This is a genomic window from Aquibacillus rhizosphaerae, assembly GCF_030282825.1.
In the GTDB taxonomy this organism is placed as follows: domain Bacteria; phylum Bacillota; class Bacilli; order Bacillales; family Amphibacillaceae; genus Aquibacillus_C; species Aquibacillus_C rhizosphaerae.
Genome location: NZ_JASTZU010000031.1, coordinates 1 through 14,706 on the forward strand (window position 1 = coordinate 1; position 14,706 = coordinate 14,706).

Annotated in this window: 11 protein-coding genes; 10 read left to right on the plus strand and 1 reads right to left on the minus strand. The window is 34.3% G+C overall.

From position 1 onward, the window contains the following. From QQS35_RS08790 to QQS35_RS08815, 6 genes are all read left to right on the plus strand, one after another. A partial coding sequence (locus tag QQS35_RS08790) for a hypothetical protein (protein ID WP_285931614.1) occupies positions 1 to 452 on the plus strand: 452 nt, incomplete at its 5' end. Positions 453 to 466: 14 nt separating this feature from the next. Further along, the gene (locus tag QQS35_RS08795) at positions 467 to 2,593 is read left to right on the plus strand and encodes a DUF6792 domain-containing protein (protein ID WP_285931616.1); all 2,127 of its coding nucleotides are present in this window, start codon (positions 467 to 469) and stop codon (positions 2,591 to 2,593) included. 8 nt (positions 2,594 to 2,601) lie between these two features. Beyond that, positions 2,602 to 2,949, plus strand: a complete 348-nt coding sequence (locus QQS35_RS08800) for a hypothetical protein (protein ID WP_285931617.1) — start codon at positions 2,602 to 2,604, stop codon at positions 2,947 to 2,949. A gap of 334 nt (positions 2,950 to 3,283) precedes the next feature. After that, on the plus strand, positions 3,284 to 4,435 hold the full coding sequence (locus tag QQS35_RS08805; RefSeq protein WP_285931618.1) for a processed acidic surface protein: 1,152 nt from the start codon (positions 3,284 to 3,286) through the stop codon (positions 4,433 to 4,435). Continuing rightward, entirely contained in the window at positions 4,432 to 5,082 is a 651-nt protein-coding gene (locus QQS35_RS08810) for a class D sortase (protein ID WP_285931691.1), read from the plus strand. Before QQS35_RS08805 ends, QQS35_RS08810 begins: the two co-directional genes overlap by 4 nt. Positions 5,083 to 5,930: 848 nt before the next feature. After that, complete coding sequence (locus tag QQS35_RS08815) at positions 5,931 to 6,365, plus strand: hypothetical protein (protein ID WP_285931619.1); 435 nt, start codon at positions 5,931 to 5,933, stop codon at positions 6,363 to 6,365. A 557-nt stretch (positions 6,366 to 6,922) separates the two neighbouring features. Here QQS35_RS08815 and QQS35_RS08820 read toward each other — a convergent pair. Then, on the minus strand, positions 6,923 to 7,747 hold the full coding sequence (locus tag QQS35_RS08820; protein ID WP_285931621.1) for a Cof-type HAD-IIB family hydrolase: 825 nt from the start codon (positions 7,745 to 7,747) through the stop codon (positions 6,923 to 6,925). Between the two features lie 569 nt (positions 7,748 to 8,316). Between QQS35_RS08820 and QQS35_RS08825 the strand changes: the two genes are divergently transcribed. From QQS35_RS08825 to essC, 4 genes are all read left to right on the plus strand, one after another. Continuing rightward, positions 8,317 to 8,613, plus strand: a complete 297-nt coding sequence (locus QQS35_RS08825; RefSeq protein WP_285931623.1) for a WXG100 family type VII secretion target — start codon at positions 8,317 to 8,319, stop codon at positions 8,611 to 8,613. A gap of 77 nt (positions 8,614 to 8,690) precedes the next feature. Further along, positions 8,691 to 8,930, plus strand: a complete 240-nt coding sequence (locus QQS35_RS08830) for an EsaB/YukD family protein (protein ID WP_285931624.1) — start codon at positions 8,691 to 8,693, stop codon at positions 8,928 to 8,930. Between the two features lie 14 nt (positions 8,931 to 8,944). Beyond that, complete coding sequence (gene essB / locus QQS35_RS08835; RefSeq protein ID WP_285931625.1) at positions 8,945 to 10,114, plus strand: type VII secretion protein EssB; 1,170 nt, start codon at positions 8,945 to 8,947, stop codon at positions 10,112 to 10,114. Positions 10,115 to 10,199: 85 nt separating this feature from the next. Next, positions 10,200 to 14,666 carry a type VII secretion protein EssC gene (gene essC / locus QQS35_RS08840; protein WP_285931627.1) on the plus strand — a complete coding sequence of 1,489 codons (4,467 nt, stop codon included), beginning with the start codon at positions 10,200 to 10,202 and terminating at the stop codon, positions 14,664 to 14,666. The last annotated feature ends 40 nt before the right edge of the window (positions 14,667 to 14,706 follow it).

The following is a 14,706-nucleotide window of genomic DNA, read 5'->3' on the forward strand; positions in this document are numbered from 1 at the left end:
TGTTTCCGGAAAATGCTGAAATGGATAGTGGGGGATTTTATGAAAGAAATAAAGATCAATTCGAAAGTCTATCTTTTGTAGATTATAGTAGGGAAGAAAATTACAATTATACTTATGATGTTATGTACTCTCCATATGGGGAAAAAGACATTGATATTAACTTGGAAAGCTTATCTACTAAAGTTGGGTATAGTGGAGACTATCAGAAAATTGATGATGAGAATACTCGCATTTACTTAGCAGAAGAGCAACAATTATTCGAGGAAGATGACCGTAAAAGAACAGTGTATCGTTTCTTTAGTTATATAGTGCCAAAAGGTGGGAATGTTGGTATAGAATATATTTATTCTTTTCATTGTTTTAATGAAAAAGAATGTAAAATAGATCCCAAGAAAGAAAAGGAGAAAGCTTTGATGCTTATGAAGTCGGTTGAATTTATAAAGAATGAATGATTGGGGTGAAAAGGGTGGATAATGAAGAATTACTGAATACAAAATTATTACGTGCAAGAATTATGAAAATAGAATATGACAATTTAAGTGCCAAAGAATTTAAAAATGAGGTTAAGCGTATTTACTTTGAAGAAACCGGAGAAGAATTGCCATCCGAACTAACCATTTATCGGTCGGATCAGGAGCTGAAAAAGGATCAGGAAAATAAAGTGGATTCGGGTTTTGATGGAACTGTAATACATTTTCACAGTGTCGACAACCAAATTAACCAGGCAATTACAATCACAAGAGGCAGTGAATCCAAGGAAAAGGATAACTGGCGGCCCCTCGACTGGGGCAATAACTTAATGGGAATTTATGTAGGTGCAGGGGATGGTCAATTTAATGATGCAGAAAAGTTTTATAAAACAGTCAATAAAAAAATAATGGCAAGTAATAAAGTGAGTCTTCCGGATTTAAAAAAAATAGGGTTTGGACATTCCTTAGGTGGTAATAATATTGTACTTCTACAATTAATGCCTCAGTCTGATGAAAATAGGTTTGATGAGGTTTATACTATTAATGCTGCACCACCAACTATTTATCAACTTGCGAATATTGATTCCGATTTTTATGATAGTTTAAAATTAAAATTTGATATTATCAACCGAACTGACATGTACAACTTACCTCCAGACCAGCTCAAATCCTTCACCGAAGAATACTACAAGAATAAAATTGATGAATCATCTATCCACATCGACACTTCTGAAGAAGATATGCTCTATGCTGCAAGTGTTGTCCGAGGCTTTATGGGTATTGGTGAACGCGAGGAGTTCATTGATACAAACCCTGATGTTACGACCATTCGTAATTTAATAGGAAAGATACCCGATAAAGATTTGCAGACAGTTCAAATGTTTTTGGCAGGGTTTTCGGATGATTATAATGAAGACGGATTCGATGGATTTATGCGAAGTTTAACCGGCTTTAATCCAGAAGTAGTGGATGATACATTGTCAGCAATAGATGAATTAAAAGGGTTGCATTTGAATATAGCGAATGCGTATAAAGATGTGGGTGAATCCATTGATGAAGTTAACCAAGCGGATTCATTTTGGGGTAAGCTTAAAGAAGTAGCGGGTTTTCCAGTAGAGTTGGCAGGGATTAACTTTAAGCTGCAAAAAGACAATTTTATTGGAAGTGCGAATCTTTCGAAGCATTCGTTTAATTCCATTTATAAAGGCGTCTACATGCTTTTGGATATGAAGGAAAAGGTGCCAGAATTACTTAGTAATGTTGAGGTGCTCTATCATAATTTAGGACCGATTGCTCAAGCTTTTGTAGATGTTGGATACATAACCCAAGAAGATAAAGATGACCTGTTATCGGCCGTTCATAACATAGAAACAGCATTAGAATCGATTTCTACGAAGTTGGATAAATTGAGTACTTTAACCCTAAATGATTTATTAACAGCTGTGAACCCTACATACTACCTAGGAGAACTAATTGAAGTGTTCGAAACACTTCGTTCTATTCAAAAAGACGTTGATACGATTATGGATGCCGTATCAGAGATAAAAGAGTTTGATACGAGTTTCCTAAAGAACTTTGAAGTGAGTGCCCATGCCCATGGATTAGAAGCAGTAATAAATGCATTGTCCAAGAATAAAGCTATTTCCTATTCTCATAATGATATGTATATGTCCAAAGGTGATGGAGCAGAAAAGATAAGAGTGAATATTTCTTCAGCTATTCGTATTTATCAGAAAGGCATGACGGTTATTGAAGACAAACATCACGCCATAGATAAAATGAAAAAATTATACGAATCAAAATTTGAAGATGATTATTCAGACAGACAACGAAATATCATGCGGAAGATTAACGATATGGAGGGTAATCCGAAGCAATATGATTACTTGCTCTATCGTACAGGGAATCCAGGGAGTAAAAAAATGCGAAGTATCAACGTTCAGGAAGATCTTCCTTCACTGCCTACCAGTTTTTCACTTTCATTTCAACAGCTGATTAACAATATGGAATACGAACTTGAGAAAGAGAAAGATTTAGTAAAGCGGATAAGAGATTCTATTGAAGATTACTTTAAAGAAGAGGAAAGAATAGCAAAAATGTTTGATTATGCATATGGGGGTTGATGGTTAGAATGAGCAGAATGCGTATGGTTTATAATTTTGCGAAATCTGTGAATCTAGATAATAATAGATACACTTTTTATAATCAGACAGATAAATTAAGAAGATTAAACACAGATATCGTATCATATATCAAAAATGAGTTAGAACACTCTGATGGAGATATCGTGGATAGTATAAAGAAGGAAATCATAGATCATCAGCAGCAAAGTAATATAAAAATTGATCATTTAGAAGATGACATAGATAAAATGTCTAGAGACTATACAGATCATGTGAATGATATGAGGAAACAAAATATCACTGTTTATTATGATTATGAAGAACCTTCCAGCTACTCCTATTCAAGAATATGGTGAAATTTAATGAAAAACATAAGAATTAGTGAATTCATGTTAATTGAATCCATCAATTCTTGTGTTTTTTTATTGTTATTCTATGCCTCTTTTCTACATACGAGGGTAGAATAATAGTAGTTAATAAACTATACTTTTTCCTATTCATCTAAGAGTTCAAATACTCCTTCCACTTTCTTTGCTATATGGGATGAAGGGGGCTAATGATGGATTGTAATTCCTATTAAAATGACCTAATGTTTTACAGTATAAATTTGTAAAAAATAAAGCTAGCTAAAAAATAATTTATGATTATAATAAAAATTGTAGGTATATATTTTTAGGAGGAATGGAACAGTTGAAAAGATTGGTCGTAGTTTTTATGTTAGTTACATTGATGGTAGGTATTAACCCGCTTCAAATCTTTGCGGCCCCAAATGAACAAGAGCTTACAACGTATTTAGATGAAATTAATTGGACAAAAGAAGAACTTATTGACTACTTAGAGTTTTACGAACTTACATTAGATGATTTTAGTACGCTAGAAGAGTTAACGGATTTTTTAGGAACAGCGATTACGGAAGAGAATTTAAATGATTTACTAGAGCAATACGAGTTAACACTAGAAGAATTGACGGATCTGTTAGTGAAAAATGGTGAACTAGAGCAAGGCCAAGCTATTGGTGATGTGTTTAAATTTATTGAAGATTTAGATGCAGTTATTTTTATTGAAACCCCAATTACGGACGAGAACCTTCAAGCGTTGTTGGATGAATATGAGCTTACTTTAGAAGAATTAGAAAGTCTATTGTTGGAAAATGATGATTCATTAGAGAACTATGAATATATCGAAGACCTCGACATGGCTATTTATTTATACCAAGATGTTGATTTAAGTGAGCTTGAAGCTGAGCTTCAGTCGCTATTTTCAGAGTTTGGTTTAACGGATGAAGAACTAGAAAGTCTTTTTGATCATTTTATGAATATTGATTTCCTTGATGTTGCTTTTGAAGAAAAACTATTGGAATTAGATGAGAGATTATCAGCATTTGGTGATTTTGAGAGTGCAGAAGAATTAACTGCAGAACAAATAGCTGAATTACTAGATATTTTTCAAGATTTGCTAGAGTTAATGGAATTAGATGCGAAGTATTATCTAGTGTCTGGTGATGAGAAAAACCCTATCTCTTTATCTACTCTAATGCAGATGACGGATCCGGATGGCTTTGATTTATTAATAGAATTGTATAACTTAGAAGGTGGCTTTTTAGCTGATGTGATTATTACGGCAGAAATGTTTGGCTCCGAAATATTAGACGGAGTGACAGAAGATATAAAAACGGTAGAAACGATTGTTAAAGAACAGCCACAACAACAAACGGTTAAAACGGTGAATGGTGCAAAAATGCCGAATACCGCTTCTAGTTATTTAGATAATGCTTTAATCGGATTATTCATTACTCTATTTGGAATCTTTGGATTAAGAAAGTGGAAAGAAAAATCGGCATGAGGAAAAGAAAGAAGAAAAAGAGAAGTGTGAAGTACTTCATTCTTCTCTTCCTCTGCTTTACCGTTATTGGAACTGGTTTGTGGTTCACTTCAACAAATACCTACAAGTTTTTAAAAGGCTACTTGCTCTTTAAAACAGAGTATGCAAACGAACCGATTGCTGAAGTTGCAGTAGATTCAGAAGTTAGTAGTGCGAGAGAAAATGATAACGACAAAACCTTATACCCTACGCGTCCAGAAAAAGGCGAGGAAATGGGTGTGTTACGTATTCCGAAAATTGATGCAGAGCTACCTATTTTTCATGGATCAGATGAGGATGAACTCGCTAAAGGTGTTGGACACTTTGCTGATAGTGTTCTACCTGGTGAAGCAGACAACGCAGTACTATCTGGACATAGAGATACCGTCTTCAGAGAGCTAGGAGAAGTCGGCAAGAATGATCTATTAATTGTTACAACATCAGCAGGTGAGTTTACGTACAAAGTGCGAAAAGTAAGGATTGTTGATGCAGATGATCGCACGGTTATCGTTCCTAAACCACGGGCAACGCTAACTGTAACCACGTGTTATCCATTTAACTTTATTGGTGATGCACCAGAGCGATATGTATTGGTGGCAGATTTGCAGAAGGAAGAGTTGGTTGATTAAGTTGATTCTACAAAGACTGTAAGAATCTCTCTTATAATCATCAGACTTAGTATTTATTTGAAGTAAAAGGGAAATAACCATCTCCATTATTATTAGAGATGGTTATTTCTTTTTGCATAATAGTATTGATCAACAAGCACAATTACAAGGTCATTCACAGCATATGAACTATCTGAGCATTGGTATATGAACCTGTTGATTTTTTATATGGTTAACACGATGCTTTTCACACTATAAAAGTATTAGAACTTGGAACATGCTGTAATTAACATCTTCATTTTTATGGATTTTTTTGAATATTCTTTAACCTTAAAATATAATATTATGTAAAAAATCACATTTTTAAGGAGGAAGTTAATTGTGAGGAAAGTTGTTTCAATGTTAGTGTTAAGTTTATTAGTAATAATTACTCCACTTTTTTAGAGGAGAAAAAGATGTAAGTGCATCTTGTTATAACCCTTGTAGTGTAGAACAAACAAGTGACTCCACTGAAAATAATACTATTAATAAGGATAGTAATATAGATAGATCAGTAACTATCCAGTGTGGTGGTGGAGCTCCTGTTGGTTGGAGTACTGTTAGAGGTGGGAGATCGTATAGTCATACAACTAAGGCTGGAACTAAAATTTATACTAGATCTGGCGGTAATACTCGCAACAATTCAGATTTTCATAATACTATAGCTCCTGGAACTTCCTATACAAAATACGTGAAACCTGATGGATCAGTAACATTTGTCAAAAAAAACAACGCAAGGTATGTTAGCTATTATAGAAGTCACAGCGGAAGTGAACCCACACTTCAATTTGGTAAGGAAAAAATCCGTTATTGTTAAGAGGTGAAATACTATGGGAAATTCAAATTGGAAAATTTGGAATCCATCAAAATACAATCATGGTAAATACTTAGAAAAATTAGAGTTAACCGAATCGCAAAATGGTTTAGTAATTAAAGTCGAGAGTGATAGACACATTTTCAGTTTTATATATGACCACTTAGAATGTGGTAATTACGTCGAAGCCTTTCGTTTTGTAGATGAAATGAAGGGTAGTTATTTACTCAAAGAATTATCTTTAGCAAGGGAAAAGTATCTAGAGGAAAGTAATAAAAAGTGGTATTTATATAAATCTACTAACTCTGATTTTATAAACTGGTATAACAATCTACCTGGACCAGGAACCGATATTTATAATATTGAACATCAAGTTATTTTAACTTCAGAAACAACATTTGAAATACTAAGTAAATATGAACCTAAAATAATAGTAGAATATAAAAAGTAAATAAATTTGGCTCATATGCCAAATTTATCTACTTTTTTTCTACCAGAAGTGACGATGTACTCGCAAATTAGCAATTATGAGAATTGGATAAAATCATTAATGGGAAAGGGTGAAATGGAAATATAGAAAGTGTCGTACCTTGAATCTTGTGGAATTTGGAAGTTAACCATTGGAACATGCTATAATTAAATCGATCAGTTCAATCTTCACTATTATTTAGTGAAGTAGTGAGGAAGGAAGGGGATTTCTGCCCCTAACCTTCGTTGTTGAGTTAAGAATCCTTATCAGAACGCTTCCGACGTTTCTGTTTAGGATTCTTTTTCTTTTTGTAGCAAGGATTCCGGTGGTAGCTTATCATACTTATTGCTTCAAAGTGTCATGGAAAGAAAAAAGCTACCCTTTATCAGCTTTGTTGGGCTAACTTTGTGCAGTTGAAAAATATCGAAAATACGAGGTTGTGAGAGCGTTTTATTGTTTTCGGGTATTAAAGTCTAGTAAACTAGCCCGAAAGTTACAAACCAACTTTCAGACTAGCCTGATCACGCCTTAAACAACTGCTATTTATTAATTGCTATTTCATTTAAAACGAATTTTTCAACAACTTTCGCAACACCATCATTCATATTGGTATCTGTAACATAATCGGCTATCTTTTTAATATCATCTGGTGCATTTCCCATTGCAACACCGAGACCAGCAAATTCGATCATCGCTTGGTCGTTATAACTGTCCCCTATAGCAATAACCTCTTCTCGTTTGATTCCCAACTCTTTGATTAAGTGGTTTAGACTTGTCCCTTTTGTTACCCCTTTTTCTGTAAATTCAAGAAAATAAGGTTTGGAACGCATCACGCTATATTCATTTGCTAATTCTGCTTGAAGCTTTGTTTCAATTACCTTGAGCTTGTCTGGATCACCTACCATTAAGGCCTTAACGACTGGTACTGAAATGCTTTCTACAAAATTTGTTACTAGTTTTATTGGCAGACCTGTAATTTCTGACTCAATTTTTGTATAGGGATTATCGTCTTGTGTAATAATTTCGTCTCCTACATAGGTGTGAATAAAAATGTCTTCACGACGGCTCAGTTCATACAGTCTTTGAACATCCTGAACAGACAAAGTACTACTGAACAAGTCTTCATTGGAGTGGCAATTGATTATTTTTCCGCCATTAAAGGAAAGAATACAGCTACCATATTCCGCCAAAGAGAGTTCCTCTGCAATGGCCTTCATACCAAATGTAGGACGGCCTGATGCTAATACCACTTTTATACCATTCTCTTGTGCCTTCATCAAAGCTTGCTTTGTGCGACTTGATATCGTGTGATCATCACGAAGCAACGTATCATCTAAATCTAATACAATCATTTTATATGACATTTATATTAATTCCTTTCTATTTACAATCTTGACTTTAATTTTACTAAATTTTATAAGCAAAAGGGAGCAAAAATCGAAAAAAGTATTAAGCAATAATATAATAGGATGAATAATTTTGACTTTAAGAAAAGGGTGGCTCTGGCTTCTACTAAAATATTGCAAGTAGGTAAGGTGTGAAGTATTTATTTATATATCCAGTAGAAAACTATGATTTGTCACTAACCCGTCCACAGTAAATATCGTAAATGGTAGACCGATTTTCACAAAAATATTAACAACTTTGAATCGAAAAACCAAACTTCTGCTTCTAGTACTAATTATTTGTAGTGTCACTATTTTCTAAGTGAATGAGCCTATAAAAATAAAAATGGGATAGTACAATTTTACTGATTTTAACAATTATTGTAATTATTTCTTTAACGTATGTTTAAAGTATGGTATTGGTATATTATGGGATGTAACGTTTAGGATTAAAATGTAGGCTGACAGACTTTGTCTTCTTTTATTCTAAGCAGGTAAGTTATAAGCATAACAACCCAAAAAACTAATTAGACAGGGGAGAGTAATTTATGGCAGGAAATATTCGTGTGACACCAGCCGAGCTAGAAGCTATGGGAGATCGTTACGCAATGGAAAGTGGTCAAGTGGAAGATCAGATTGGACGTCTTGATCAAATGATTGGTAATTTGAACGATATGTGGGATGGCCAATCAAGTGAAGCGTTTAGTGATCAATATCAAGAACTACGCCCTTCTATTGATCAAATGAAGATACTACTTTTGGATGTATCTAATCAATTGAAAAAGACATCTGCTGCTCTTCAAGATGCTGATGCACAAATCGCAGGTCAAATTCGAGGTTCTTAATTTACCCCCTTGCGAGACAATCATTGTAAAAGGAGTGCTTATAAAAAGCACTCCTTCCTAATCTGAGGTGAGTGCAATTGTATATTAATATCACCATTGACCTTCAACGGTATAATCAAGAAAAATTTGATTTGAGACTATCAAACTATCACTCTATTAAAAAAATGATTGATATCGTTTGGCAGACAAAGCAGCTTGGTTACCTACCTAGAGAAGGGTGTTGGGTCAGAGTGGTCAATAAGCAAAAGATAGTTTCATCGACGCAACGTTTAATTGATGTAGGTATTACAACAGGAGATCGAATTGAAATACTATGAAGGAGTTAAATAGTATGTCGGAAAATGCAATTTCCTATTTAGAGAGAAAGTTAGAAATGAGTATAAAGAAGAATGACAATGTAGTTACCTTTGTGTTTCAAAGGGAAAAAATAAAATTGGATGAGCCATCAGAGATAGCCTTTTTAAAGGATTTAAATAATCAGTACACAAAGCAAATCGAAATGATGGATGATAAATTATATATTCATAATTACTTACCTGATTCTTATGTTGATTTTTATCAATTACTTGATTTTGATGTGAAAGACAGATTGGTTACAGCATACCAGTTAATAGAAAAAGTTAAAAACCATTCTTTGTCTCGTGCTCATGCAATTGTTTGTCCTGAGAACCTCATTTTTGATCAAGGTCTAACTCCTTACTTTTTACATTATGGAGTAAAAGAAAGTCTTCCTCCCTACGAAAAGGACCCAGAGCAATTAATCGCGGAGACGAAGGCAACCGTTGCAACCATTGTTGATAATCAATATACATTTGATCAGTATTTAAATTATCATGAAACTTTAAAGTTAAGTCCAATTGCATTGTCTATACTGTCTGCGGAAGATTTGATTGATTTAATTAATATTATCATTGATGAAATTAATATTGAAACTGAAAAATTAACACAAGTAGTAAAAGTAACCAAAAAGAAACGGAAAGCAAACCGTTACATATTCTTTGCTATTTCATTATGTTTTACAACTGCACTTATTTATAATATTTACTCCTTATTTTTTCTTCAACCGAAGCAAGCAGATGCGATTGCTTCACAGGAATATTTTATTTCTAATGAATATGATGAAGTTATTAAAAGACTTCAATCCTATGATATTGAAAAAATACCAAAAGTAGTTAAATATGAATTAGCATTATCTTATGCATATAATGAATCCTTAACCAATGAACTAAAAGAAAAGGTAGGGACTACAGTTACGCTACAAGCTGACCCGTTACACTATGATTATTGGATAAACATTGGACGAAATAAAGCGAGTGAAGCTATAGAAATAGCAAAATTCTTAGAAGATGAGGCATTAATTGTATTTAGTCTGCTAAAATACCAGGACCAGTTGAAAGCCAACCAGGAATTGACTGGTGAAGAGAGAGAACAAGAGTTAGATAAGATTGAGAGAGAATTAGAAGAAATTGAGAAAGAATCCAAGGAAGCAACTGAAGCATAAATGTAATTTTAAAACTTATAACTATTTATGTAAACCATAAAACAATGATTCGTAGTTGTGCAATAACGTTAGAGGTGGTGACAAGATGGACGCTTTGTGGTTGTTTTATCAAGACACGTATCAGCAGGTGTTCCTTCATTCAGATAGAAAAATAACAATCGGTTCTGAGCTGGAACATACATTAACTATATCAAAATTCCCAGCATCTCATGATCCGTTTCAAATCGAGTATGTGGACGGTGTCTACCACCTCATACAGGATAGTATGAGAGGAATAATCATTGAGTTAGATGAAGCCTATACAATCACTGCAGGCGATTTAGAAATAACTATTTTTGTTTCTCAATCTCCAACTTACAGTTCCTCCTATTACATAGGACATAAAGAAGAAGTGAATTTTTCTATTGATACAGAGAATAGCGATTTGCAAAAAGACCCATTTCTTGTCGGAGAAAATGGTTCTTTTATCATTTATAAAACAAATGATACATGGGAATTAGAAACAAAAAATAATGTATTTATTTATAAAAATGGGCATCGAATCGTTGGGAAAACTAAAATTAGTGTTGGTGATATTTTATTTTGGCCACTAATGACGATTACATTTACAGAAATTGATGTTATCCAAGTGGAAAGTAATCGGAATATTGACTCTAAGCTAATCGAAACGAAGTTGCCTCAGTCGGAAATGCAAAAAAAATATCCAATTTACCGTAGAACTCCTCGTATGTTACATGAGTTGCCCGAAGATAAAGTGCAATTATCTTTTCCAAGTCAAGAGACTGAAGACAACAGAAGAAGCCTATGGTTAATTATATTACCTCCTTTAATGATGATTATTGTCATGGCAATTGTTGCCATCGTTATACCTAGAGGGATATATATTATTATTTCAGCGGTTATGTTTACAACAACAATTATCACATCGACTGTTCAATATTTTAGGGAAAAAGGAAATCGTAAACGTTCTGAGGAGAGGAGAAAACGGGTTTATACACTTTATTTAGAAAATAAACGAGAAGAACTCCAGAAACTTTCTGATAGACAAAAAGAAGTTTTGAATTTTCGTTTTCCTCCCTTTGAACGAATGAAATATCTAACTGAACAAATATCCGATAGAATATGGGAACGGACACCGGAGAGTTCTGATTTTCTTCAGTTTAGACTTGGTGTAGGTACAGTTCCAGCTAGTTATAACATTTCCGTGAATGCTTCCGATATGTCCAACAGAGAAATGGATGAGTTATTAGAGGATTCTCAGAAGTTAGAACGTACATATCAAGAAATTAAAAACCTTCCAATAACTGCAAACCTTGCGGAGGGTGCCATTGGGCTTATTGGAAAAGAAGCTATTTACAAAAACGAATTACATCAATTAATTGGTCAACTTGCTTTTTATCACAGTTATCACGATGTGCGTTTCGTTTTTATTTTTAATGAAGATGAGTACAACGATTGGGAATGGTTGAAATGGCTTCCTCATTTTGAACTGCCACAAACGTTTGCCAAAGCATTTATATATAATGAAAGTACGAGAGATCAGTTGCTTTCGTCTATTTATGAAGTTCTTAGAGAACGAGACTTGGAAGAAGATAAAGAGAATTTACGCTTCTCACCACACTTTGTCTTTTTTATTACTAATCAGCAGTTAATTTCTGAACATGTGATTTTAGAATACTTAGAACGAGAACATCAGCATCTAGGTATCTCCGTGGTTTTTGCAGCAGAAGCGAAAGAGAGTTTTTCTGATAATATTCATACGTTGATTCGTTACATAGATGACTACCAAGGTGATATTTTAATTAAGCAAAAAAAAGCAGTGCGAATTCCTTTTGAATTAGATCAACACCATCAAGAGAAGAACGAAAATTATGCGCGGATGTTACTTACGCTAGACCATCAGGTTGGGATGACCAATTCTATTCCATCTAGCGTTTCCTTTTTAGAAATGTTAGATGTAAAAGAAGTTGATGATTTGGCTATAGGAAACAATTGGTTAACTCACGAATCAGCAAAGTCTCTAGCTGTTCCAATTGGTTTAAAAGGAAAATCGGATTTGGTTTATTTGAATTTGCACGAAAAAGCGCATGGTCCACATGGCTTGCTCGCGGGAACAACAGGATCGGGGAAAAGTGAGTTCTTGCAATCCTACATCCTGTCCCTTGCAGTTCATTTCCATCCACATGAAGTTGCCTTTCTACTGATTGATTATAAAGGTGGAGGAATGGCACAACCCTTTAAAAATATTCATCACCTCCTAGGGACAATAACGAATATTGAAGGAAGTAAAAACTTCAGCGCTAGAGCCTTAGCATCTATTAAAAGTGAATTGAAAAGACGTCAACGCCTTTTTGATAAGTACGAAGTCAATCATATTAATGATTATACAAAGTTATATAAACAGAGGAAAACGGACGATCCGCTTCCTCACTTATTTCTTATTTCCGATGAATTTGCTGAATTGAAATCAGAAGAGCCAGAGTTTATCAAAGAATTAGTAAGTGCAGCGAGGATTGGTCGAAGCTTGGGAGTTCATCTTATCTTAGCTACACAAAAACCTGGTGGAGTTATAGATGAACAAATATGGAGTAATGCGCGTTTCCGCGTTGCTTTAAAGGTGCAAAATAATGAAGACAGCAGAGAGATATTAAAAAATGGAGATGCTGCTGCAATAACTGTTACAGGTCGAGGGTATTTGCAAGTTGGAAATAATGAAGTATATGAACTTTTTCAATCTGCGTGGAGTGGTGCTTCTTATCAAAAAGAATCATCCTTTGATGAAGAAGAAGTTGCGATAGTAACAGATCTTGGTTTAATTCCCTTGTCAGAAGTAGCTGCTGAGAATAACCAAACAAAAGATGCTGTAAGTGAGATGGAAATTATTGTGGATAAAATAGAAAAAGTCCAAAGTGAGATGCAATTAAGAAAGCTATCAAGTCCTTGGTTACCACCTTTATCCGACCGTATGTACCAAAATGATTTTGTGGAAGAAGAAGAAAATACTATTTCTTTTTCGGTCATTGACGAACCTGAAAAGCAAAGTCAAACCGTATATAGCTATAAAGTGTTAGAAGATGGCAATGTCGGTATTTTTGGTTCATCTGGATATGGGAAGACACAAACTGTCATAACTTTATTATCTGGGCTTGCCAACCGCTTCGAGCCAGAAGCAATCCATTTTTACTTACTTGATTTTGGGAATGGTGGTTTACTACCACTTAAACAATTACCTCACACAGCGGATTATTTCTTAATAGATCAGGAAAGAAAAATTGATAAATTTCTGAGCTTTATTCGTAAAGAATTATCAGATAGAAAAGAGCTATTCCAGTTTGAAGAAGTAAGCTCTATTAAAATGTATAATAAGATAGCTGGAAAAGCATTACCGTTAATATTTGTTGCCATTGATAACTTTGATGTTGTCAAAGAGGAAATGTTTGAATTAGAGACTCAAATCAACCAACTTGCTCGTGACGGTCAGTCTTTAGGAGTTTATATGATTATCACTGCAACAAGAGTAAATGCAGTGCGGCAGTCAATCATGAACAATTTAAAAATGAAGGTCGTACATTATTTAATGGATCATGCTGAAGCAAGCGGTATTATAGGTCGTACTCCTTTTGCTCCAGAAGCAATTCCTGGTAGAGCAATAATCAAAACGGATGAAGCATATTTCTCACAAGTATTACTGCCTACTAATGGTGTAGATGACTTTGAACAGTTAGACGAATTAAAAGAAAATGTTAAGCAGTTAATAGAAACGTATAAAGATGCTTCTAAACCTGAACCAATTCCGATGTTACCTTTGACATTAACTTTGGATAGTTTTGATGATTATATAAAGGATACGGAAACAACTGGGTTACTTCCAGTTGGATTAGACGAAGAACACGTAAAGCCCCTATATGTTGATCTCAATAAAATGATGCATTGCCTGGTCTTAGGTCAAGCACAAATGGGAAAATCGAATGTTTTAAAAGTACTCATTCGCCAGGCTATAAAACATGTGGACCATCCTATTGCTGTTTTTGATTCTATTGATCGAGGATTGTCGGGTTTAATGGGAGAAGAAGCAGTACAGTTTGTTAGTAAAAATGAACAGATTTTGTCATGGCTTGACAAAACAGAAGAAATTCTATATCAGCGGGTAGAAGAATATCAACTCGATATCGAACATGGTGGAGCACCCTCCACTTATACACCAATTCTATTTGTGATAGACGGTTATGCTAGGTTTGTCCAGACGGTCGAAAAGGGGATACAAGATCGACTCCTTAAATTCATGAAAGATTATGGACATCTGGGCTTTAATCTAATTGTTTCGGGAAGTAATAATGAACTGTCAAAAGGTTACGACCCTTTAATACTAGAAATTAAGCAAATACGACAAGCTATTGTATTGATGAAGAAATCAGAGCAAACCCTATTCAACCTACCATTTGATAGAAAAGAACCGGATCTAGAAGTTGGGTTTGGTTATTATGTAGAAAACGCTAAAGAAAAGAAAATAAAGGTTCCACATATGGTTACCGAAGCAAAAGTAGAAGCTTGAATGGATTAATATTCTACCTGAATGGTGCCATTTTGTAATG